This window comes from Sphingomonas mollis (assembly GCF_016427505.1).
Classification (GTDB): domain Bacteria; phylum Pseudomonadota; class Alphaproteobacteria; order Sphingomonadales; family Sphingomonadaceae; genus Sphingomonas; species Sphingomonas mollis.
Genome location: NZ_JAELXS010000013.1, coordinates 1 through 22,345 on the forward strand (window position 1 = coordinate 1; position 22,345 = coordinate 22,345).

Below are 22,345 nucleotides of genomic sequence, written 5' to 3' on the forward strand. Positions count from 1 at the left end.
ACGGTTGCGTTTGCCTGATTACTCCCTGTTTTTAGGCATCTTATGGGCCGCCAGCTTTCCAGCTGGCGGCCTTTTTTATACCGATCCGCCTTCTCTGGTCGCGCAGCGCTGCGAAAATCACGCATCGTTCGCTTAGCAGATGGTTCATCATCTCCGTTTAGCCTCGCCTGAAATATGAGGAGGCGACCTTATGGCTATGATCGCGATGATCCAGTCGGGCCAACGGCGCCTTCACGTTCGATCATCCGGGGGGTCCCTGCAGGATCGCCGCAGCGCACATCGCATCCATCGTGATCGTTTAGCCGTAGCTGTCTCACCGATACATTGCCGGGAGGGCTGTTTGGTTAGCGACAGGAAAGCCACGCGAGATAACAAAAGGATCTCACCAGCTGAGACAGAACCACCTGCCAAATCCACGCTAAAGCTGACCGTGTCGCATAAAGGCCCGTGGTTTCAGCGCCCGTATATCTGCATCCCCGCCTCTACCGGGGAGGGGAGTGTCACGGTGCTCGTCGGGGTCGATCAATGGCAATCGGCCTTGAACCAATGTGCCGGCGATGTGCGTCTGGCCAGCCAAGCGGTGTTCGAACAGGCGGAAACCCGCGGGCAGTGGCGGTATTACGAAGGACAGCCGGCCATTCTAGTGGCGTAGGCGGCAAAGCATATGTGTTCGGCAACGGGGTCAGCCCGATTGCCATCAGCCGGGGGGATCTCTCGGTGCGTCGGGCAGCCAGCTTAGATCCAGCTCCACCTCCGGTGTGAAATCAGCAATGCGGTGCAATGCGGGTAGATCGTAGTTCACGATCCGCCGGTGCGCCCAGGTCGCCAGATCGCGGTCGCGCAGCTGCCTGATAACCCGGTTCACAAGGACATTGGTTAGCCCGATCAGATCAGCAATGTCGTCCTGGGTCAGCGGCACATCGAATTCCACCGACTTCGAGGACGTCGTGGTGCCAACCCGGTGCATCATCTGAAGGATCAGTCCGGCCATGCGGTTTAGGGCATCAGCACGACCCATGGTCGCAAGCTGGGCCATCAAATTGGCGCGCTCGACCTGCGCGTGAAGATACAGCTCGACTGCAGCTCGTGGGTCTTCGACAAAAAGCTTGCTGAGCGCGGCTGGCTCGATGATGCTCAGTCGTGCACCAGTTACGACATGAATGGCATCGAAAGCCGTATCTTGGCTTAGATTAGGGCTCAGACTCGTTCAGAGCCAGAATGCCAAGGCTGTGGCGAGTGCCACGCCTGAGAGGAAGTTGGCGGCGAGCTTGTCATATCGGGTGGCGACGCGGCGGAAGTCCTTGAGCCGGCAGAAGGCGTTCTCGATGAGGTGCCGCCCGCGGTAGCGGTCCTTGTCGTAGCGGATGATGCGCTTGCGGTTTCGCCGGCCGGGTATGACCGGAACGGCACCCGCGTCGCGTAGTGAGCGGCGCAGCCGGTCGGCATCATAGCCCTTATCGGCGAGCAGGTAGCGCATGCGACCGGCGCGTTCGAGGAGTGCTGGTGCGGCCTTCACGTCGCTGACGTTGCCGGCCGTCAGCATCAGCGCATACGGACGGCCGACGACGTCGGTGAGGGCGTGGACCTTGGTCGTCCAGCCACCGCGCGAGCGGCCGATCGCCTGGTGCGAGCGCCCCCTTTTGCGCCAAACGCCGCACGTTGGGCCTTCACGTAGGTGCTGTCGATCGCGGTGCTCCTCGTCACGGCGCCTGCATCCACCAGCGCGTCGAGGAGCTTGAGCCAGAAGCCTCGGTGCGACCAGCGGTTGAACCGGTTGTAGACCGTCGTCGACGGCCCGTACTCGGACGGGCAATCGCACCAGCGGCAGCCCACCTTGAGCACGTGCAGAATGCCGGAGATCACCCGCCGATCGTCCACCCGGCGCGCTCCCGGCTGGTTCCTGGGCAAGTGCGGCTCGATCGCCGTCCACGCCTCGTCAGACAACCAGAACAGCGCCATGTCCGCACTCCCGTGATCCACCCAGACAATGAATCAGGAAAGCTGCTCCGCCTCAACCCGCTGATTGGGTTTGAGCCCTAGGAAGGCCGATGATTTAACTTGGCAAATGCACGTTGATGATCTGGCGTGCCCCGCTCTTGAGTGTGATGCTGCAAGCCAGCCAGCCGCTTCGTAAAAGATAAATCTTGGGACTAGCCGATCCCTGCTTTTGCGATTGCTCCCGGGGGAGAGGATTACGCCATGCTTTGCGATCCACGTTGATTCATTGGTATGCGATGAAATGCGCGAAATTTGCTATAGAACGCGCCTATAACCTCATGCCCAGATTGTCTTACTAGGTCGAGAAAGCTCTGGTCAGCCGCCAGGATGACGCCCACGATGCTTGAGACGCAATGAGTTGTCGGCACAGATCTTCCAATCTTGACCACCCCATGATGTGGTAGATGGTCTCGTGTTTGTTTGCTCTCCACAACCTCTATAGATGGCAAGTTGTGGCAGGGGCTAGGCGGACCACGCGACTGCTGGTTTTGACGACGATGATGGAGTGCTACGTGGCATGGTGGTCATCCGCGCGCGTCAGCCGATAGGAAGATCACCCGCTCGTCTATCCGCACGACGCCCGCCTCGAGTTACCGCCCACGCCGCAACACGCACGCGATCATCCCATTGATCTTTCCGGTCATGCTTGAAGGCATCTGGGTAACGCCAAAATTCCGGAAGTAACGCGGTATCAGGGCGAATGCGGCATATACGATCGCCGGATGTGCCCTAAACTTGACTTGCTCGGTAACACCGGCGAGCGTTCTAGCTGCGGGCGCGCGGATAAACAGAATATCTTTTGGGACGAGAGGCGGCATGTGTTGGATAAGACGTTCTTAGCCGATGATCTGACATTACGGTCTGCTCCCCGACAGTTTGCCGGCGACTGGCTGATCGCCGGGTTGGCAACCTTAGGGGCGGTTATCGCCCGTCTCGCCGTCGAACACGTCGTTGGTGGCGTAGCGCCTTTCGTGCTGACCTTTCCGGCGGTCATGATCGCCACTCTGGTCAGTGGCGGTCGGGCTGGGGCTATCGCGGCGGTAAGCCTCCAGTTGCTCACCATCAGATACGTCTTTCCAAATTGGATCTCGCCCCGTGGCGGCGTTTCTATCGACTTGGCCAACGTCATTCTATCTACGTTGGCGCTGGCCGGTACCATTTGGGCAACCGCATCCTATCGCCGCACCGCCGCCGTCCTACGCAGCCGATGCGAACAGCAGGTTCACACCTTATCGCTGCTCAATGCCGAGATGGACCACCGGACCAAGAACAATTACCAGATTGCGGCCGGGCTTGCTTGCCCACCAGTCCTTGTCTTCCCTAGATCCCGCAGTAGCACGCGAACTTGATATGGCAGCAGCCAGGCTCGAGACAATTGCATCAGTTTATCAAAATCTCCCGGCCCAACTAGACCATGCCAGATCCATTGATCTCGCACAGCATCTGGACCGCGTCGTATCGCTTCTGCGGTCTGGTGCTGCCCCTGAGTACATTTCGATCCGGTACCGATCCGACAATATCAAAGTAGGAAGCGACGTGGCGGTCGTTACCGGCCTAATTGTCAACGAATGGGTAACCAACGCCCTCCAGCATGCCTTTGATGGCGGTCCTGGCCAAATCTCGATCGATGTTGCCATGCATTCAGATCGGTTGCGCGTGACGGTCGTCGATGACGGTGGGGCGGACAAAGGCCCTGTTAGTGGTCAGGGCGGGAACCTGATGATGTCATTGGCCAAAGCCATGCGGGCGGAGGTGACGATAACGTATCAGGCTGGAACCCGATGTACGCTGATGATCCCCATCGATGCTGAGTCGTAATCCGCACTGCATCTTTAGGATACTTGGCGCTAGGCACATTTCCCCACTACCAATGATCGCAATGCTCGATCAAGCGCCGGAATGGTGAAGGGTTTTTGCAGAAACCGATCGGCTAGCCCGATCTTATCGCCGTGGTTCGCAACGTAGCCCGACATGGCAACTGTGTGAATGCCGGGCCGCAGGGCCTTGGCCTGCTCGATTAGATCAAACCCGTTCAAAGCCCCCGGCATCACGATATCAGTGACTATAACATCTATGGTCGCCCTGCTGGCCACAATAGGTAGTCCTGCATCCCCGGACTCTGCCACGAGTACTTCATAGCCCAATAAAATCAATGCGTCTTCTATCAACGTCCTTATGATAGTTTCGTCATCAACAATTAAAACTACACATCGGGGTGCGGCCATCAGCTTCCGATCTGCTTTAATTAAATGAATCAATTTCGTCTAAAGAAAATTAAAAAAGGATTGTAATCGAAGCTTCTCCTGATGCCCCATCGAAGCACCATGCTTGCATTAAGATTTATCTGCGTCAAATCGAGACAAACCCACTGTCGTTTTTTCTGTGATCGTTGGAACAAGATTGGCATTGAACGCAGACAGTTATGCTCAAGGCATAATTCAAACCAAGGGCGGTAGATGGCGGATTTAGAGACGCAGGCATGGCAGCTGGCGCTCATAGAAGGCATGCCCCAGATGATCTGGCGGGCGGTTGGGCATGGCTCATGGACCTGGTCGAGCCCGCAATGGCAAAAGTACACCGGGCAAGATAAGTACCAGAGTGCAGGTAATGGCTGGTTGGAGGTCGTTCATCCTGATGACCACGCCGCTGCAAGGGCCGCGTGGTCGCGGGTTGATCAGGACGAGGTGTTTCATGTTGATCTGAGAATACGCGCACCTGATGGAGCTTATCGGTGGTTTCAAACGAATGCCCTGCCAATCCGCGATCGTGACGGAGCGATCGTTGAGTGGATCGGTACATCGACGGATGTCGATGAGCTCCGCCAGCTCCAGGAAGAGCAAAAAATCCTGGTCACCGAACTGCAGCACCGAACACGCAATCTGATTGCGGTCGTCCATGCAATCGCATTGCAGACCGTCCAACAGTCACTGTCGCTCGACGAATTCGAGGAACGCTTTGAAAACCGGTTGTCTGCCCTCAGTCGCGTCCAAGGACTTTTGTCGCGATCCGAACATGAGCCAATCACGATCGGCAAGCTGATCGAGCTCGAGCTCAGTGCACTGGCAGACCCGCGGGGTCACGACAGGGTCAGCTTGAGCGGCCCGGATATTCCGATCAGGAGCGCGGCCGTCCAGACGCTTGCCCTTGCCATCCACGAGCTGTGTACCAATGCGTTGAAGTATGGCGCGCTTTCGCATCCCTTGGGCAGACTTGGTGTCACGTGGCACGAACATTATCATGACGAAGAGCAGACGATGCGCGTCGAGTGGATAGAGAGTGGCTTGCCAGCAAGTCACAGGCCGGGATCCGACAAAATCGGCTATGGCCGCATCCTGATCGAGCAGTCATTGCCGCAGCAGCTGGGTGCTGCGACCGCCATGACGTTCGATGGCGGTGGCGTGCGCTGCGTGATCGACTTGCCCTTTCGTCATTACGGCATTGTGGCCCGGCATGCCTGAGCTGTCAGCGTCCAGGTTGGACGGGCAGGTCGCCCTGCTGGTTGAGGATGACGTGTTGGTTGGCATGGGAATTAAGAGCAGCCTGGAGCAGCTGGGGGCAACGGTGACGTGGCGAAATAACGTCGCCGGCGCCCTAGATGCGGTAAATAGCCCGACTGCGTATGATTTTGCCATCGTCGACATCAACCTCGACGGAGAGGTGAGCGCGCCGGTGCTTGATCGGCTCATTGAAGAGGCGATCTACACCGTCGTTTCCTCAGGATATGATGCCAGCAACCTGGACCAGCGGTTTCAGCATCTCCCTCGCTGCGAGAAGCCGTTCACCCGCGCCAGCATGCGACGCCTCCTGTGTGAACGCGGCTGCGTTTAATTCAAGCCGGTTTGATTGATGTGTAATCTATCTGCTGTATTTAGTGCCGGAGCTTGAGGCGCTTCATTTTACGAACAAATCAAAGCTCTATTATTTTGAACGTTTTGCTAGTTCTACTTCAAGATTTAAAATTGCGGCGTTGAGCATGTCAGCCTGCTTGAAGCCTGGATCACGTTGCATCCTTCTGGCCTCGTGGATCAGCTCGTTCCAATAGACGAGGGTGTCTTTGTAGACGGGATGGGCGCGCAGACGACAGGCACTTGCGAGCGAGTTGTTAAGGTTGTTCAGGATGGAGCCGTGGAATTTCATTGAGACCGGGTAACCCGGTGGCGCGTTAAATAGTATTCCAAATTTTGTCGCCTGTGTCTCGTTTTGGTGACCTGTAAAATTGCTACGAGATAAGCTTTTCACGCGAACATGGGCGGCTGACACATCTGCGGGACCCGTCAATGCAGACGGTCTGCTTTTGCGAAAACTGGTGGATAACGGTCCAGCCGCTTTCGGGTAGCTATTTCGGTGAACAGCCGTTCGTTCAGGCTAGGGCAGGGGTCAAAAGGTCGTCTCCTTAAGTCGAAACCGGCGTAGCTGGTTTGAATCGTGGCAGACGCTTTGGCTGCCGCTCGTTTAAATCGGGTGTCGCGTCACTCCTAAGTTTTGCGACAGCGATCGAATTGACGCATTTTTGCGCCTCCTGACCCCAGCGACAGCGCGCTGCATCAGCTCGCCGCGCTCTGCCAGCGCTGCCACATGATCTACGATCGCCCCGAGCATCGGCGCCGGCGCTGGATGAACGCGCATTGCCGCCGGGCGCTCGGGGACCTGTTTTATGAGCCTTACTCCGAGCGGGGGGCCGACTGGATCGGCCCCACTCCCATCAGTATGCTCGATGACAGCTGGTCGCTCTACGCCTTCCCCGCTGATCGCTGAGGCTATCAAGCCCGACAAGTAGTTGGCCCAACGGCCTCCATGTCCCATTGAATTGGTAAGGAATATTCCTTACAATGATCCGCACGGAGAACATGATGGCTACTATCGTTCAAGAGCACAGCAGGATCACCGCCAAGGGGCAGACGACCATTCCCAAGGCCGTGCGAAAGGCGCTTGGCGTCAGCTATGGCGGTGAGATCGCCTTTGTGGTGGATGAGCATGGCGTCAGCGTCCGGCGTGTCGAAGTAGAAGAAGCCGATCCGGTGATCGGGGCATTTCTGGAATTCCTGGAGCAGGACATGCTGCGTAATCCGCAGAATGTCGTTGCCTTCCCATCCGGTCTGGCTGGCCGCATGACCGCGTTGGCTAAGGATGTTCGGGTTGATCCGGATGGCGGAATCGACGGACCGGTTGCACTCTGACCTATGCTCGTCGTCAACGGCTGGACCATCCATGCGCACCCGCTGCTGCTCGATCAGCTTGAGAAGCTGACTACGGCTGTCGAGAAGTCCAAAGCAAAAAACCCGCAGGGCTGGACCAAGACCGCCAATGCCAAGGTGCTAGCCGCGGTTCGCTCCCTGATGTTCGAGACGATATCCAGCGATCCTACCCGGTCGGAATATCGCCAGGGCGGTACGTTGGGTCTTGCCCGAAAGCACTGGTTTCATGCCAAGTTTGGCAATGGACGCTTCCGCTTGTTCTTCCGCTACGACAGCCGCGCCAAGGTCATCATCTTTGCCTGGGTCAACGACGATACCACGCTACGAACCTATGGCTCCAAGACCGATGCTTATGCCGTGTTCAAGGGGATGCTCGACAAGGGCAATCCTCCCGATGATTGGGCAGCGCTGCTTCGAGCCGCATCTGATGATATAAAACCATAGGACCCTTTTGGATCAGGCACGACGTCGATCCCCGTCAAAACCGTCTGGTTGTGACATCAGTAGCTGACCCACACTCTGTCTTTCGGAGCCGTTATGCAATCTCCGATCATGAACAATTATCTATCGGGTAAACCGCTTGCGGGTAAACATAGACCTGAGGATGGGCACTGATGGTCTGTATTGCAAACGGCATGTCTTGCTCATCGTGATATGCGATCACAGGAACAGTCATGGATAGCATATCACGACATCATTATTGCTCCTTCAGTTCGTTTTCGATCAACGCTGGCGGCACGATGCCGGCGGCGAGGATGTCGGCGAACGTCGCGCTGATCGAAAAGGGTTGCCGCCGCTGGTCCGCGGCATGGCTGCGCGCCGCCAGCAGGTGATCCAGCTGGAGTTTGCCCAGGATATAGCTGGTGCCGTAACCTGGCTGGCGCAGGTACAGGAGCTGTTCGAAGCCGACCAGCCGGCTCGCCGGGTTAGACCAGCCCCTGGGCGTCCATTCCGCGTGGAAGCGCCCCGCCGTGTCGAGGTCCCATTCGTTGGCCTGAACCCGCAGCGAGGCCAGCCCACGCGCGGCGCGATTGGCGAGCATGATCCACACCAGTTCGCGGCCATGCGGGAGATCGTCGTACAGCCCCGCCTGCATGACGATCTCCTCCATCGCGGTCGCGAACCCCTCGGAGCGATCGGCGAAGATGTTGAACAGCGGCGCAGGGCGGCGGATCGGGTCGGGATGCGGCTCGTGCTTCAGTCGCGCCAGTTCGATCCAGTGCGTCGAATGGCTGAGCAGCGGCAGCGGATCGAGCGCGGCACCGTGCGAGAAGAAGTTGCGCTCCGCCGGCCGCACATAGCTGCTGGTCTGTGCTTCCAGCGCAGCGCGGAAGTACGGCCGGTCGGGGATGATGCCGGTGGCGACCAAGAAGTCGTTGAACCTGTCCGTCCTAACCCGCGCCATGCGCGCATAGGCCACCGGATCATCGATCGGGACGATCGGCGGTAGCGAGCGGTTGCGCGCCTCCTCCAGCCGCAACGAGGCCAGCGACCGATCCAGCTCGCGTTGCAGCAGCAATTCCTGCGCCGCCCAGTCATAGGGGGAGAGCAGGACGTTCTTCGTATACCAGTCATACTGCGCCTTGCCGATGCCCGATGGCCCGCGCCGCTTCGGCGCCTCCGCCGCGACCCAGGCGGTGAAGGCGTCCGTCGCCGTCCTCGCCTCGGCAATGGCTTGGCGCAGCGCCGTGCTGGCACCGGTCATCGTCGCGGGGCGCCGCCCGTCCAGAGAGCGCAGGGTCAGCGTGCCATCAGCCAGGCTGGCGAGCGTCTCGCTCTGCTCGCGGAAGTTGCGGCCGCCATAACGCCACAGATCGGCCGCCTGACTGCCCGCGAGATTCACGCGCGCAGCGTTCAGCGTGCCCGGCACCGTCCGCAGCAGCGCGGTCAGCCGACGATCGTCTGCCGGGGCCAGCGGCCAAGCGAACGACCACAGATCGATGTTCGGCTCGGCCGACGGCCCCTCATGCGCCGGCACGTCGCTCTGATCGGCGAATACGGTGGCGTAGAAGCTGGGATCCCGCGCCCACGGCTTCAGCACGCGCAGGAAGAAATCATAGCCGTTGATCTCGGCCTCGATCAGCCGCGCGTCGTCGATCGTCTGCTGCGACCAGCCGGTGCGGTCAATCCGTTGCAGCCGTGCGCGCCATTGCGGCAGGTCCGCCAACTTTCGCGCGGTGGCATCGGTGCCGTAATCCGGCCCGGCGCCGGTCGCGGCGGGCAAGGCGTGAACGAAACTGCGCCATTCGGCAAATAATTGTTCCAGGGGCGATCGGGCCATCGATGCGGCCGGCGGGTGGGCAGGGGATGCCGCCGGCACCATCAGCGCCAGCGCTGCCAACATTTGCCACCCATGCTTTGTCCGGATCATGCGACACCCCCGCACGATCCTACACCGGGCCTCACCCCCGTCAATTATGTTGCTGTTCGGCTACATCTTGCGACATTTCGTTGCCACAGTGGGAGCCGAAGCGAGTGTTCCTGTTGCGGTACATCACCTTCTTCGAGACATTCGGTCGTCTTAACCAAGGGGGCCTTACACCGATGATGAACATCGACATGAACGATTAACCGGCGTTGAGAAAGAAAGCAGGCGGTTTGAACGGCCGGTTATGGATCCGAGCTGCCGAAGTTCGGCTTAGCGCCGATGGCGTGACAGGAACGCCCACATGACCTCATTGTCGACGACTGACCAACGGTGCTGACCACCGCGTGTCACACGCGCGGCAACAGTTGCGCCGTCTGGGCAGGGTGCATAGCCTTGCTCGTAAACCGTCGCGCTTAGGTTGCGAGCATAGGGTTCGGAGCAGCCGTTCAACACTGCCCAGCGCTGCAGGGCTGTGGCCTGCGCATATTGCCAATAGGGCGCGCCACCTCCGGTGATCGGGTTGGTAGTGTCAGCATCGCCGGCGAAGGCTAGAAGGGGCAGCGGCACTTTGGGGCGACATGTTGCGGGATCGGCTTGCGTTCGATCGGATGTGAGCGGGCGTCCAGCGCGCAGCCCGACCACCGGTGCAATCGCAGCGAAACGTCGAGCGGCGACGCAGCCGAGCCAGGAGGCCATCCGTCCACCGCCTGATAAACCGGTAACGTAAACGCGCTTGCCGTCGACGCAGCCGGTTGCGACAAGCCGTTCAGCTAGGCCCGTCAGATAGGCCACATCGTCGCGTGCGTCCTTCGGCGGCATGGTGCCCGTGACAGTAGGGACGCCGGGGATATTCCAAACGAAGCCACGAGCCGCTGCAATACCGCCGTCAGGCGCTACGACCACAAAGCCATGCCGATCTGCCGTGTCAGCAAGATGGCTGTCGCGCAGCATCTCTGCCCCGTTACCCGTGCTGCCGTGGAGCAGAATCACAAGCGGCATGGACTCACCTACATGCGCGGCGGGAAGGTAGACCAATGCCCGTTCGGGTAGAGCGTCAATGCGACCGAGACTGCACTCGGCACGAGCGACGCCAGCAACGAAGCAGAGGCTGAGGGGCATCAGAAGACGAAGAAGCAGCATATTTCTAATCCCGAAGTCAGCCCTTTGCTCTCAGAAGCGATTACAACACCGATGAATCGGTGTCCAAAGTTGGGCGGCAGGCGTGGCCGTCTTGCCGACCGCATCTGGGTCGTCGATGCTCTCTTAGTTGCGGTCAGTCGGATCCTTGCGAGGCCTGCTTGGATAGGCGACGCACAAATCGCCCGCGGTTCTCAGCGCTTTCGCGCATTCTAAATCACCCGGATGAGCGTGTCGTGACTTGTCAGCCTAGCGTAACGGTCTGAACTCTTCCGCTGGGCCTTACGAGAACGAAGTTCCTCGTCTGCTCGTCGCATCATCCACTCCAGGTCAGCATCGACGCGGGCGGGGCCACTTGATCCGACACTGGCTCCTATGGCGATGGGGTGGCTATCCACCCGGAAAGGCCTGGCAAGCATATGCTCCAGATTGATGGCCTTCTCACCGACATCAGCATGCGAGGACACCCCGGTCTGAATGACGACAAACTCGTCGCCACCGATACGAGCGGTGATGTCGCCTGCCGGCAATTCGGACCGTAACCGGTCGGCGATCGCGCGCAGCAAGGCATCGCCAGCGAGATGGCCCAGCTGGTCGTTGACCGGCTTGAAGTCGTCGAGATCGATATAGTGCACGGCGATAAAACCTGTCGCCGCTCCAGCCTGTCTCAGTCTGCCGAACGCTTCGGTCAGGGCGAGCCGGTTGTACAGGCCGGTCAGGTGATCGTGTCGGGCAAGTTGCCCGAATGCCTGACGAGCGGTCGTCTTGGCGGCTTGCGATTGATAACGCTGGCTTAGACTGCGAAGGCCGCCGGCGAGCAATGCGATCAGGCAGACGGCAGACACGCCGTGCTCCAGGCCGGGCTCCCGCATCACGGCAATGGCGAGCGGCCCCACGCTGAGCAACAGGCTGGGTATGGCAATATGCGGACGCAACGCTGTCGTCGCCGCAACGCCCGCGGCATATCCAACGACAAGAATGCCGACCGGCATATCGAGGGAAGGCAGCGGCAAGGCGATTACCCGTGCGGCGAGCATACCCACAATGGCAGCGAAGCCAATGTAGAACCCTGCGAACAGGCGCTCGAAACGCCGCGCTACAGCCGCTGTCATCGAACCGGCATCGAACTGTCGACGCCCACCGAACAATATCCAGAGGCGGCAGGCGCTCGTCGTGACCCCCAGCACCAGCAGCGTCTGAAGCAAGACATCACCGGACCGCATCAAGGCAAGCGAGCCGACGAGGGTGAACAACGCTGTCATGATGACAGCGGGCAAACGTGTGCTGCACAGCGAGCCGACAAGCTCGACATAGGTGCCGTCAGGGAGCGGGCCGCGGCAACGATAACGGGTCAGAAACACTGGAACGAAATATCGCAGAAGGGGTAAATAGGATGTTTTCTGTTTTATATTTGCGCTGAATGGTCCGCTTTCGCGGCCCTTTGGAGCGGTTTCAGGTCGCTGTGCTCATACCATCCAAGGCCGTGACAAGAGCCTCTGATTATCGTCAGAATGATCGCGCTAAGCGCGCTGATATTCTTGGTTCCCGAGTACCTGTGGCGAACCTCTCATTACCAATTGGAAACGCAATTTCGACCATCGCCTCCACCCGCCCGACACCGCCCCGGATGCCAGTCCCTGCGGAGCTCAAGGTCCCACCGCCGTTGCCGCTGCGGCGATTCCCTACAGAGCCGATATCGCCAAAGCCGTAAAATTGCAGGCGATCGATTATCCCCGGGAGCACCCGGCCTGCGTCGATGCGCAGCTCAATTGATCCCATCACGCCGTAGTCGCCCGTCCTTTCCGCATAGTCGTACGCCCGTCCGAATGAAGGCCCGCCCAATCCGATCTCCGCCACAGCGAGTAGCGGTCGGGACGCCAGCTGACCTGCGGAAGCGACCGCTATGGTTACAGGACCGGACACCGGCATGGTCCAGTCAATTTGGTAGTTGAAGGCCGTGAACTGCCCATCGCTATCACTGCGCGAGCTCCGCGCGGACGGGCGCGGCATGCCAAACTGCGCCGCGACCTCGGCCCGCGCTATGCCGCCCGCCAGCGAGCTTACCCCATTGATTGATCCGGTCAGTGTCGCCAGTTTGTCGCGACGAAGTGTTTGGCTGGCCAGCATTTGCCGGGTCGTCAGCGCTCGGAGATTGATGCTCGCCCAAATGCTTTGCGTCTTGCGACGTAGCAATGGTCTCACATAGTCGACCGATAGGTCGCTGCTCCGCCCCTTCACGTCAAACGAAGTTAGCGATGCACCCGGATGCGACCAGCCATAAGATCCAGACACCGCTAATACTGACCCTGCCACATCGACAGGTGCAGCGTAGCGCACGCGCAGAAATGTGAACTCGCTGATGTCGATCGGCGTCTGTGCTACGATGAGGCCTAGTTCGTCATCATCGGTTGCAAGCCCGCGGACGTTGCCGAGCAGTGTTGCGCGTATCGGACCAACCTCTTTAGTACCACGGTTATCGATTTGCACATAAGCAGAAGCGCGATCCCGATCGATCGTCACAAGCAAGATTCCAAAACCATCTTGTTGCACAAACCGGCTGCCTTTTACCCGGATCCCAGGTATATCGCCAACCAACAGAAGGGCTCGTTCTAGATCGGCTTGTCGCACAGCCTCATGAGTGACGAGAGTTTTCATCAGGATCGCGTCGGCTATTGCGCTTGTCGCGCCGATAACGCGTACCGCATCAATACGACCGCGATCCACGGTAACGCGGATGGTGCCGTTGGCCATAGACTGCGGAGCGATAAACGCAGTGGCAAAGGGGTAGCCGTGAGACCTCACTACGTGTGCGATCGACGATGCGAGGTGCGCAAGATCTTGGCGCGACAAATCCCGACCAACGATATCAGTCACAAGCGCTGCGTAGGATGTCTCCGGAACGTCGTTGGCCCCCTCGACGATGACAGCGGCGGCATGGTGGACGCTAACGCCCGCCGCCACGGCATTGCCCTCTCGCGTGACGGCGGGTGTAATTGATATAGACGGCAGAGTTGCAGTCACCGGACTTGGCAATGCCTTCTCGACAATAGTTGGGTCAGATTGATCGAGCCGAATCTGTGCGGCGCTTGCCGGCGATCCGACGATGCTAGCAGCGACCCCAACGATCAGTGCATCTTGGTAAATAGACCGCATTACAACCCCTTCGATCTCCAACGACTAGGCGGCGAGTGGTTGGTATCTGGTTAAAGGCCATGCGGCGGGTAAAGCCGCAGTTAACCAGCCATTCTAAGCGACCGGCAATTAACCCCTGTCAGGGCAAGCGGTTGAGAACAGGTATCCGGTCGTCGGTTGGAGAGTTTAATGCGCAAGTCCATTCTGGCACTGCTGGCAGCATCCTGTTCCTCCGCTGCTGTCGCTGGACCAGAGAGCTGGCGCCTGAGCGAGGTCAATGGGCCTGTGCAGATTGCCCGTAATGGGTTGACCAAGGTGGCGATGCGAGGGCTGGCGTTAGCGCCAGGTGACGCTGTCAGCACGGGAGCGTCGGGTCGCGCAGTACTGGTGCGCGGAACAGAGTTCATGATGATCGCACCGAACTCACGCCTCCGCCTGCCAGCGGAGAACGACACCAAATCCGGCTTCACGCGAATTTTTGAAGACCTCGGAAGCGTCGTTTTCATGATAAAGAAAAAAGTGACACCTCATTTCGAGGTTCAAACGCCGTATCTGGCCGCCGTCGTGAAGGGCACCACTTTCAGCGTCAACGTGGCGGAGCGCAACACCTCCTTGGAAGTTCTGGAGGGGGCCGTTGAAGTCGCAACGCGCGACGGCGGTGCCAGGGACATTATTACGCCTGGAGCGACTGCGTTAGTGTCCAGCACCAATCGGTTCCGCATGGAGGTTGAACGTAACGGGGTGCGTACCGTCATTGAGTCGCCGGCTGGCAAGGAGCCGGACGCGGCGCCGATCACCCCAGCGAGCTCCAGCACCCCCGATGTCGTGGCAGAAACAAAAACTTCCGATACGTCAAATGCCGAACCCGCAATCGCGGATGTGGTATATGCCGCTCCGGTGTCGTTAAGTGAGACGACGGGCGGCTTAGTGCAGGGGAGCATTGGGCAGGAGGCTGCCGTTGCACTTACACAGGTCGCTGTCGCGACCAAGATTGCGACCGAGGCTTCTACTGGCGCCGTAAAGACCCTTGAGATGGCAAGTGCGATCGTTGCCGCACGGGCCGATGAAGCAGCAAGCTACATTGCCGCAGATAAAACGCAGGTTCAGGCCGATCAGGCCGGTGCTGCCAAGATTGCGGCGGATCAGTCGGCGCAAAATGCGACCGTCGCAGCAACGGCTTCTGCAGACGCGGCAGCAGCAGCGGAGGCAGAAAGAATCGCCAAGGCAGCCGCCCAAGCGCGCGCGGAACAGGATGCCGCCGTCGCTGCCGCTGCGGCGGCTGCGGCCCAAAAGGCTGCGGCGGATCAAAATGCCGTTGAGACTATGCGAGCGGCTGCTGCGACTGAGGCTGCCGTCCGGGCTGCGGATGATGCACGTAGGGCTGACGAGGCGGCGGCAGCAGCCGATATCGAACGGGCAGCGCAGGAAGCGCAAAAAGCTGCTGCTGCACGCGCCGCGGAAATCGCCGCCGCCCTAGCCGCCCAACTCGCTGAGCGCGCAACCACGAGCTCCGACGGCGCCGTGCAGGCTGCCGCAGCCCAAGCCGCACGCGATGCGGCAACTGCTCAGGAAGCGGCCGGTCAAGCAAGTGCCGCAGCAGCACAGGCCGCCGTTGATAAGGCGGCGCGGGAAGCGGCAAAGGAGGCCGCAAATCAGGCGGCTGATGCTCTACGTATCGCCTCGGCAACCGCGCGCGAACTGGCCGCAAAAGCTGCGGCTGAGAGCGCAAAGCAGGTCGAACAGGCGGCCAAAGATGCTGAGAAGGCGGCGAAGGAAGCCGAGAAGGCAGCGAAGGACGCTGAAAAGGCGGCTGCGGACAAGGCAGTGAAAGACGCGGAAAAGGCAGCAAAGGAGGTAGAGAAGGAAGCCGCAAAGGCGGCAGCGGAGGCGGCACAGGCGCAAGAAAAGGCGGCAAAGGCCGCGCAAAAAGCGGCGGAAGATGCCGCGAAAGAAGCTGCGAAGGCGGCAGCGGAGTCGACCAAGAACGCTGGCAAGCAAGCAGAAGAAACCGCTAAGCAGCTCGAAGAGTTGCTGAAAGCGAAAAAGGGCTGATTATCATGCGCTGGTGTAAGTGACCAAGGCTCTTTCCTGACCAGTAAGATTCTGCGTCCGTTACGCAATGTTAGTCAATGGATGCGCAGGTAAGTAAGATGAAACGGCTACTTCGCCCTATTCGCCTTCTTATCCTAGCCAGCGCCCTCATAGTGGCCTTGGCCGTGAGTTCGTCTTCGGGCGGCCGTTGGGCTGAGCGCGCCTTAGATCCGGTTAGATTTGCAGCGGCGCGGAAACCGGCGAGTGGCCATGTTGTCATTGTCGAGATGGACGCCAACAGCGTTGTCGCAATTAGTCAATGGCCATGGCCGAGGCGGACCTATGCCACGGTGATCGACCGGCTGGCCCAAGCCGGTGCTGCTTCGATTGTATTTGACATCGACTTCTCTTCGAGCGCTAGCCTGGACGACGATGCTGCAATGGCCGCTGCCGTGGCACGCGCCGGTGGAAGAGTAGTATTACCAACCTTCGCGCAACGGGCGGGAGCACACGACACCACCTTGATTGATAGCCTTCCCGTGCCCAGCCTGCGCCGGCACGCGGCACTCGCATCCGTCAACGTCGCGCCCGATGACGACGGCATTGTCCGCCGGATGCCCTTTGGGACGATGACGGCCAGCACTCCTCGTCCAACACTGGCCGCGTTCATCGGCAATCGATCTGGAACAGCCGACAGTTCTTTCAGGATCGCTTTCGGAATCAACCCATCCACCATTCCTCGTCTCAGTTTCGTCGATGTGCGCGACGGACGTTTTGATCCGGCGCTTATCAAGGGCCGGGACATTCTGATCGGCGCAACGGCTATCGAGATGGGAGACCGCTATGCGACGCCTAGCTGGGGCGTCATTCCCGGCGTTGTGATTCAAGCGTTGGCTGCCGAAACTCTCATTAGAGGTATGCCGCGAACCGGTTCCTCAATTCCCCTTCTCATCGTCGCGCTGGTGATCGGTACCGTGGTGCTACGGTCGAAGCGTCTGCGGGTTGGTGGGCTGGTCGCCGCGACCGGCATGGCGACCCTTTTTGGTATCGCCGTGATTATGCAGGTTCGCTATCAATACTGGACATTGCTCGCGCCCAGCCTGATCATAATTTCAATCACGACGCTCGGGCGTGTCGGTATGCACCTAGCGGCCCGCTTCGAGCATCAGCGCTGCACCGATGAGGTGACAGGCCTGCCCAATCGGACCGCGATGGTCCAGGCGGCAATAACGTCTCCATATGCAGTGGTCGTCGCATTATTTGCGAATTTGGAACAACTGTTGACGGTGCTGGGTCGGGCAGCGGAGCGTGACTTGGTATTGCGCCTCGTCGAGCGATTACGGCTTTCGGCAGGCGGCGTTGAGGTGTTCCGAGTATCCAACCGTCATTTCGCTTTTGTGCTTCCAGCCGACTGTGGTGGGGACGAGATGTCGACCCGCTTGAGAGCCATGCTCCTTCAACCGATCGAAGTAGGGGGGCGCCGCGTCGATCCGGCTATCCACGTCGGCGTTGAGGACGAGTTGGGTCATTTAGCTGACCGGCTGTCCGGCGCCGCGCATGCGGCTGAACAGGCGGCGGAAGCGTCCGCCTTCTGGCATCACGGCTCGCTCGATCGCGCATTGCTCGAACAGAAGGTGTCGCTGATGGGAGACCTCGATCTTGCTATCGCGACCGGTCAGATTGAGGTTCACTATCAACCTAAACTGTCGCTTGCGGAGGATCGCATCACCAGCGTCGAAGCATTAGTCCGCTGGCGGCACCCCGAGCGCGGAATGATCCGGCCGGACCTATTTATTCCGCTAGCCGAGCAAGCGGACCGGATCGCGCCGCTCACGCTGTTCATGCTAGACCAAGTTACGCAGGACATTGCCGCCTGGAATGCACAAGGGTTGATGCTCAGTGCAGCAATCAACGTGTCCGCCCGCCTTGTATCCGATGAATTGTTCGGTGAAGCACTTCGATCGGTACTGACGTCCGGGAGAATCAAGGCGTCTAGTCTCATCCTGGAAGTAACTGAGTCGGCGACGATTCACGATCCAGAACGCGCGGCGCATGCACTACGCAGCTATCGGGATTTGGGCTGTTCGATCTCAATGGACGATTATGGTACTGGCCAATCCACACTTAGCTATCTTCAATGGCTACCGCTGTCGGAGCTGAAAATTGATCGTAGTTTCGTTCAACATGCCCATCTGAATCACGCTGACGGACTGATGGTCCGTTCGACGATCGATCTCGCACACGGGCTAGGGTTGAAGGTGGTCGCCGAGGGCATTGAAGACGAAGGTTGCCTAACCTTTCTACGTAACGCCGGCTGTGACATGGCACAGGGGTATCTGATCAGTCGCCCTCTTCCCCGAGCTGCGCTGGAAGATTTTCTTCGTCCCGTCAGTGCAGTTGCTTAATTACCTCAAAGTGCCATTCTTATAGGCTCACGCTCGCCAAGGGGCTAGACCGGATTAAGCGCGGCGTGACCCCATGCCACGTTCGCGTCCCCAAACAACCGCGCCGCTGCGGCGATTTACGCCGGTTTTCGCGTAGATACTGGCCACGTGATTGCGCACCGTGTTGCGTGACAAGGCGAGACGTTCGGAAATCGCGGCGTCATCCCGATCGTCGCAGATCAGGTCGAGTATCTCTCGTTCGCGCGGGGTGAGGTCGGATGCCGGCGCCTGTGTCTGTGGCCGCCTGAGGGTCGCCAGCTTGTCGAGGATTGATCTGCTCAACCAACTTGCATCCTTCATCACCTCGTCAATCGCGCTTGCCAGTTCGGTCTCGGTCCGGCGACGCTCGGTAATGTCGGCATAGGCCCAAAGGATGCACGCCACCCCATCGACATCAATGGCTTCGGCTGAGACGAGGCAATCCAGTGCCTCGCCGTCGCGCCGACGCAGCCGCACGTCCTGGGACTGAAGGCGGCCTTCTGTCCCGATCATGGCGATCAGCTGGTCCCGCTCCTGCGTCGACGCCCACAGGCCGAGGTCATCGATCGTCCGTCCGATGGCCGCTGCGGTATCGTAACTAGTCAGTTGACGGAATGCGGCGTTGGCACGGGACAGGCGGCCATCCGCGTGGTGGGTTATCGCCATCGCGACCGGTGCCATCTCGAACACGGTGAGCAAATGGCGCTCGCTGGCCACCAGTGCGCGTTCGGCTTGCCGGCGCGGTTCGAGATCGGCGAAGGTGAGGAGCAGCGCATCTTCGTCGGTGACGTCGATCGGCTGACCGGCAAAGATGACCAACCGTCGGGTCCCATCAGCGCCCAGCAATTCAGCCTCGGTCTGGGTGACCGCCTGGCCGTCGGCAATCTGGCGCCGGACCTGTGGCAAATCGGGGAGGCCGCTCAAAAGCTCGAGCTCGAACAAGCCTTTGCCGGTCAGCTGCTCTGGCGCAAAACCGGTCAGCGAAAGGAAGCCCGGATTGGCCTGGGTGATCCGCAGGTCCGCAAGCCGGACAACAAGGGCGGGTGCGGGGTTGGCGTTGAACATCGCCTGGAAACGAACCTCGGCATTGAACCGGGCGGACACGTCGCTGATGACCAGCGCGAGATAATCCGGTTCGCCACCATCCGCATCCATCGTGACGTCGCGCACTTGATGAATCCAACGCGCTTCGTCTTCGCCAGCGGGAGCCACCTGGATGATCTCGTCGGGAAACCTCTCTCCGGCAAGCAGACGGAATAGCGGATATTCGCGGTGCTTGAGTTTGCGCCCATTGCCGGTACGCAGGGAGAAGCGGGCCGCATATTCCTCGATTGTGGATCCCAGCTGCTCCAGTTGGTCCACACCATGCATCTTGAGCGCGGCGGCATTGGCGCTGAGGATGGTGCCTGCGGGGTCGATCAGGATCACGCCATCGAGCAGCTGGGCCGTGAGCTGTTCGAGATGCCGAATGCCTGGAGAAGAATGAAAAGCCATATCAGCGCAAGCGTGCGAGGACTGGCGTGGTTCCTTTGTGTAGTACCATCCCGGGTGGTACACCGGCACTAGACGTCGTTTCCGGGCCGGGCCGTCAATTTGAACATCATAATACGCTCGCCGGTTTGTCCCGTCGTAAGCCATCATGATGAAGGAACGGACATGGGTCTCATTATATTGCTCATCGTCGGTGGTGTGATCGGCTGGGTGGCCAGCATGATCATGCGTACGGACGGTCAGCAAGGCATCGCTCTCAACATCGTCGTCGGTATCGTCGGTGCATTGCTCGCGGGCTTCATCGTCACGCCGCTGATCGGCGGTGCGCCAATTACGAGCGGCGTCATCAACCTTCAGTCGATCATCGTGTCGCTCGTCGGCGCGATCGTCCTGCTGGCGATCATCAACCTGTTTCGCCGCGGCACGGTTCGCTGAACCAGACCATCGAGGCGCCGGTCGCGATCGTGATCAAGCGCTGAGATGCTGGGATCGTCACCCCTGCGTATCGCGATCCCCAGGATCGCGATGCGAGCAGACCAGGCTTCGATCCAGAAAGGGCAGGCGCCGGCGACACTGAATGAAGCGGGCTCTGCGTCCGGAAGGCGTTTTTCCGGGACCCTGCGGCATGTGCCGGCGTCTGCACAAATCAACGACATCCAAGGAGAGTTTACATGTTCCGCTATCTATTCGCCGCTTCCGCCGTCCTCGCCTTCGCGGGAGGAGCTGTCGCCCAGACGCAGTCGGGATCGCACAATCCGGCGGTCAAGGATGGTGCGCCCCACATGACCGCAGCACCCGCAAAGGGTGCCAATTCATTCACCGAAGATCAGGCTCGGGGGCGTTTCGCCAAAGCCGGATATGAGGCGATTGGCAAGCTCACCAAGCAGAACGGCGTGTGGCAGGGCACGGCAACCAAGGGCGGAAAGCGTGCGGCGGTCATGCTCGACTACAAGGGCAACGTCACCGCTCGATAATCCAAATAATCAGGAGAGAAACGATGACAAAGACCATAACACGTCTGTTCGACGACTACGCCGATGCCACGACGGCGATCCGTGAGCTGGAGCAGTTGGGCATCCCGCATGATGACCTCAGCATCGTCGCCAGCAACGCCGACAAACGTCATGGCGACCATGTCGACCAGGACCATGACGATGTGAATGACGAAGGCGATGTCAGTCGTGGTGTATCGACCGGCGCTGTCCTTGGCGGCGCGGGCGGCTTGCTCGCTGGACTGGGCTTGTTGGCCATTCCCGGTCTGGGTCCGATCGTGGCGGCCGGATGGCTTGCTGCGACAGCCGCTGGCGCCGGTATCGGTGCGGCGGGCGGTGCCGCGACGGGGGGCATTGTCGGGGCGCTGAAGAATGCCGGCCATGACGACGACGATGCGCATGTCTATGCCGAGGGCGTCCGCCGCGGTGGCTCGCTCGTCAGCGCCAAGGTGCCTGACGAATTGGTCGGCGATGCCGAAGCTGTGCTTCACCGTCATCGGTCGGTGGATGCCCGCACGCGCGGCCAGAGCTATCGCAACGATGGATGGCGCTCATTCGACGCCGCTGCCCCGGCCTATACGGCAGACCAGGTTGGCGCGGAGCGATCGCGCTACGCCGACCAGACTCGTATCTGATTGTCGACCCGCTTCTGCCTCGGCAGGAGCGGGTGATCACATCGGGGAGTTTGAGCCTCGGTCGAAGCGTGGGGGGTCAGGTTAGTGTAACCGCACTGCCACCAGTAATCTTTTTATGTCTCAGCAAGATCAAAGATAAGATTGTGCTCAATCTATATCAATTATTCTTGCTTCAAGATGTGTAAATTCCACCGACACCACCGCTACATCTCTTAGGAATTGCCATTGAAATACGTTCTTTCGCTTGCCGCAGCATGCGTGATTGCTGCAGGTTCGACCTCATCAGCCGTGGCGGCGCCGATTGGAAACGGCACGGTAAGCGTTGCCAATCTGTACAGCCCGTCGGTCGATCTCTCCTCGTTGCCAGCGACTTACACCGCAGTCTTTGGCTCGACGTTCGAAATCTTGGGGACCGGTGCGTTTGCCTCCGTCACCGGGCTAAGCGGCGTACAGAACGGTACGCTGCAGTTTTCGAACATCGTCGGCACGGTAATCGATCAGAATGTCGCCAACTATTTCACGTTTGCAGACGGCGTGGGCGGCAATTACAGCTTTAGCGCCACTAGTGTTACCACACGCACCTTCAACGTCACGCCCGGCGTGACGTCCAGCATCTCGCTTTTCCTTCTGGGCAACACGTCGAACATCGCGCGTGGGTTTGACGCGACGCCGACCTCGCTCACGATGAGCCTGAACAGCACAGGCGCGTCAGGCTTTTCGTCATCCTCGACCCTGGCAATACCCCCGGTTGTTGCTGCCGTGCCTGAGCCGGCCACGTGGGCGATGATGCTGATTGGTTTCGGCATGGTCGGCGGTGCAGCCCGCTATCGCCGCCGCAGCACGAAGGCCGCCTTCGTCTAATCGGTTTGCTGGGTGTGACAAAGGGGGCGCTGGTCAGAGGACCAGTGCCCTCTTCGTGGCGCGGGTAACCGATCATTCCCAG

General features: G+C 59.7%; 23 protein-coding genes and 1 pseudogene. 15 read left to right on the forward strand and 9 right to left on the reverse strand.

Annotated features, from left to right (window positions below; genetic code table 11):
- Nucleotides 1–430: 430 nt before the first annotated feature.
- The gene (locus tag JAO74_RS18880) at nucleotides 431–652 is read left to right on the forward strand and encodes a hypothetical protein (protein WP_233151135.1); all 222 of its coding nucleotides are present in this window, start codon (nucleotides 431–433) and stop codon (nucleotides 650–652) included.
- A 45-nt stretch (nucleotides 653–697) separates the two neighbouring features.
- On the opposite strand, the gene JAO74_RS16865 is transcribed toward JAO74_RS18880, so the two are convergent.
- Nucleotides 698–991 (reverse strand): helix-turn-helix domain-containing protein, encoded by a 294-nt coding sequence (locus JAO74_RS16865; protein ID WP_199040928.1) that lies wholly within the window; start codon nucleotides 989–991, stop codon nucleotides 698–700.
- A gap of 69 nt (nucleotides 992–1,060) precedes the next feature.
- Here JAO74_RS16865 and JAO74_RS19100 point away from each other — a divergent pair, with 69 nt between their 5' ends.
- Nucleotides 1,061–1,189, forward strand: coding sequence for a hypothetical protein (locus JAO74_RS19100; protein ID WP_269845960.1), 129 nt, complete (start codon nucleotides 1,061–1,063; stop codon nucleotides 1,187–1,189).
- Between the two features lie 18 nt (nucleotides 1,190–1,207).
- Here JAO74_RS19100 and JAO74_RS16870 read toward each other — a convergent pair.
- A pseudogene (locus JAO74_RS16870) lies at nucleotides 1,208–1,959 on the reverse strand (IS5 family transposase).
- 860 nt (nucleotides 1,960–2,819) lie between these two features.
- Here JAO74_RS16870 and JAO74_RS16875 point away from each other — a divergent pair.
- Nucleotides 2,820–3,347 (forward strand): sensor histidine kinase family protein, encoded by a 528-nt coding sequence (locus JAO74_RS16875; protein ID WP_199040931.1) that lies wholly within the window; start codon nucleotides 2,820–2,822, stop codon nucleotides 3,345–3,347.
- Between the two features lie 187 nt (nucleotides 3,348–3,534).
- Nucleotides 3,535–3,816, forward strand: a complete 282-nt coding sequence (locus JAO74_RS18885; RefSeq protein WP_233151137.1) for an ATP-binding protein — start codon at nucleotides 3,535–3,537, stop codon at nucleotides 3,814–3,816.
- Between the two features lie 29 nt (nucleotides 3,817–3,845).
- Here JAO74_RS18885 and JAO74_RS16885 read toward each other — a convergent pair whose 3' ends face one another.
- Complete coding sequence (locus JAO74_RS16885; RefSeq protein ID WP_199040937.1) at nucleotides 3,846–4,223, reverse strand: response regulator; 378 nt, start codon at nucleotides 4,221–4,223, stop codon at nucleotides 3,846–3,848.
- A 231-nt stretch (nucleotides 4,224–4,454) separates the two neighbouring features.
- Between JAO74_RS16885 and JAO74_RS16890 the strand changes: the two genes are divergently transcribed.
- Nucleotides 4,455–5,456, forward strand: coding sequence for a sensor histidine kinase (locus tag JAO74_RS16890; protein WP_199040940.1), 1,002 nt, complete (start codon nucleotides 4,455–4,457; stop codon nucleotides 5,454–5,456).
- A complete protein-coding gene (locus JAO74_RS16895) occupies nucleotides 5,449–5,826 on the forward strand; it encodes a response regulator (RefSeq protein WP_233151138.1) in 378 nt (125 codons plus the stop codon). Before JAO74_RS16890 ends, JAO74_RS16895 begins: the two co-directional genes overlap by 8 nt.
- Nucleotides 5,827–5,916: 90 nt before the next feature.
- On the opposite strand, the gene JAO74_RS16900 is transcribed toward JAO74_RS16895, so the two are convergent.
- Nucleotides 5,917–6,258, reverse strand: a complete 342-nt coding sequence (locus tag JAO74_RS16900) for a hypothetical protein (RefSeq protein WP_199040946.1) — start codon at nucleotides 6,256–6,258, stop codon at nucleotides 5,917–5,919.
- 315 nt (nucleotides 6,259–6,573) lie between these two features.
- On the opposite strand from JAO74_RS16900, the gene JAO74_RS16905 reads away from it, so the two are divergent.
- From JAO74_RS16905 to JAO74_RS16915, 3 genes are all read left to right on the forward strand, one after another.
- Nucleotides 6,574–6,753, forward strand: coding sequence for a hypothetical protein (locus JAO74_RS16905; RefSeq protein WP_199040949.1), 180 nt, complete (start codon nucleotides 6,574–6,576; stop codon nucleotides 6,751–6,753).
- 74 nt (nucleotides 6,754–6,827) lie between these two features.
- Nucleotides 6,828–7,175 carry a type II toxin-antitoxin system PrlF family antitoxin gene (locus JAO74_RS16910; RefSeq protein ID WP_233151139.1) on the forward strand — a complete coding sequence of 116 codons (348 nt, stop codon included), beginning with the start codon at nucleotides 6,828–6,830 and terminating at the stop codon, nucleotides 7,173–7,175.
- Between the two features lie 3 nt (nucleotides 7,176–7,178).
- Nucleotides 7,179–7,637 (forward strand): type II toxin-antitoxin system YhaV family toxin, encoded by a 459-nt coding sequence (locus JAO74_RS16915; RefSeq protein WP_199040951.1) that lies wholly within the window; start codon nucleotides 7,179–7,181, stop codon nucleotides 7,635–7,637.
- A 253-nt stretch (nucleotides 7,638–7,890) separates the two neighbouring features.
- Here JAO74_RS16915 and JAO74_RS16920 read toward each other — a convergent pair whose 3' ends face one another.
- The 4 genes from JAO74_RS16920 to JAO74_RS16935 all read right to left on the reverse strand — a co-directional run bounded on the left by JAO74_RS16920 (nucleotide 7,891) and on the right by JAO74_RS16935 (nucleotide 13,851).
- Nucleotides 7,891–9,537 carry a DUF885 domain-containing protein gene (locus JAO74_RS16920; protein ID WP_199040954.1) on the reverse strand — a complete coding sequence of 549 codons (1,647 nt, stop codon included), beginning with the start codon at nucleotides 9,535–9,537 and terminating at the stop codon, nucleotides 7,891–7,893.
- Nucleotides 9,538–9,831: 294 nt separating this feature from the next.
- The gene (locus tag JAO74_RS16925) at nucleotides 9,832–10,701 is read right to left on the reverse strand and encodes a CE1 family esterase (protein WP_199040957.1); all 870 of its coding nucleotides are present in this window, start codon (nucleotides 10,699–10,701) and stop codon (nucleotides 9,832–9,834) included.
- Nucleotides 10,702–10,910: 209 nt separating this feature from the next.
- Entirely contained in the window at nucleotides 10,911–12,059 is a 1,149-nt protein-coding gene (locus JAO74_RS19105; protein WP_332908840.1) for a GGDEF domain-containing protein, read from the reverse strand.
- A 145-nt stretch (nucleotides 12,060–12,204) separates the two neighbouring features.
- Nucleotides 12,205–13,851, reverse strand: a complete 1,647-nt coding sequence (locus tag JAO74_RS16935; protein WP_199040960.1) for a ShlB/FhaC/HecB family hemolysin secretion/activation protein — start codon at nucleotides 13,849–13,851, stop codon at nucleotides 12,205–12,207.
- 168 nt (nucleotides 13,852–14,019) lie between these two features.
- Here JAO74_RS16935 and JAO74_RS16940 point away from each other — a divergent pair, with 168 nt between their 5' ends.
- Together JAO74_RS16940 and JAO74_RS16945 are read left to right on the forward strand one after the other, a co-directional pair.
- Nucleotides 14,020–15,882 carry a FecR domain-containing protein gene (locus JAO74_RS16940; RefSeq protein WP_199040962.1) on the forward strand — a complete coding sequence of 621 codons (1,863 nt, stop codon included), beginning with the start codon at nucleotides 14,020–14,022 and terminating at the stop codon, nucleotides 15,880–15,882.
- A 98-nt stretch (nucleotides 15,883–15,980) separates the two neighbouring features.
- Nucleotides 15,981–18,266, forward strand: a complete 2,286-nt coding sequence (locus JAO74_RS16945) for a putative bifunctional diguanylate cyclase/phosphodiesterase (RefSeq protein ID WP_233151142.1) — start codon at nucleotides 15,981–15,983, stop codon at nucleotides 18,264–18,266.
- A gap of 54 nt (nucleotides 18,267–18,320) precedes the next feature.
- Here JAO74_RS16945 and JAO74_RS16950 read toward each other — a convergent pair whose 3' ends face one another.
- Nucleotides 18,321–19,778 carry a helix-turn-helix transcriptional regulator gene (locus JAO74_RS16950; RefSeq protein WP_199040968.1) on the reverse strand — a complete coding sequence of 486 codons (1,458 nt, stop codon included), beginning with the start codon at nucleotides 19,776–19,778 and terminating at the stop codon, nucleotides 18,321–18,323.
- A 162-nt stretch (nucleotides 19,779–19,940) separates the two neighbouring features.
- Here JAO74_RS16950 and JAO74_RS16955 point away from each other — a divergent pair, with 162 nt between their 5' ends.
- From JAO74_RS16955 to JAO74_RS18895, 4 genes are all read left to right on the forward strand, one after another.
- The gene (locus JAO74_RS16955; protein WP_199040971.1) at nucleotides 19,941–20,210 is read left to right on the forward strand and encodes a GlsB/YeaQ/YmgE family stress response membrane protein; all 270 of its coding nucleotides are present in this window, start codon (nucleotides 19,941–19,943) and stop codon (nucleotides 20,208–20,210) included.
- Nucleotides 20,211–20,446: 236 nt separating this feature from the next.
- Entirely contained in the window at nucleotides 20,447–20,749 is a 303-nt protein-coding gene (locus tag JAO74_RS16960; RefSeq protein ID WP_199040974.1) for a hypothetical protein, read from the forward strand.
- Nucleotides 20,750–20,772: 23 nt separating this feature from the next.
- Entirely contained in the window at nucleotides 20,773–21,402 is a 630-nt protein-coding gene (locus JAO74_RS16965) for a hypothetical protein (RefSeq protein WP_199040977.1), read from the forward strand.
- Nucleotides 21,403–21,627: 225 nt separating this feature from the next.
- Nucleotides 21,628–22,263: a PEPxxWA-CTERM sorting domain-containing protein gene (locus tag JAO74_RS18895; RefSeq protein WP_233151140.1), complete on the forward strand. Its 636-nt coding sequence runs from the start codon at nucleotides 21,628–21,630 to the stop codon at nucleotides 22,261–22,263.
- The last annotated feature ends 82 nt before the right edge of the window (nucleotides 22,264–22,345 follow it).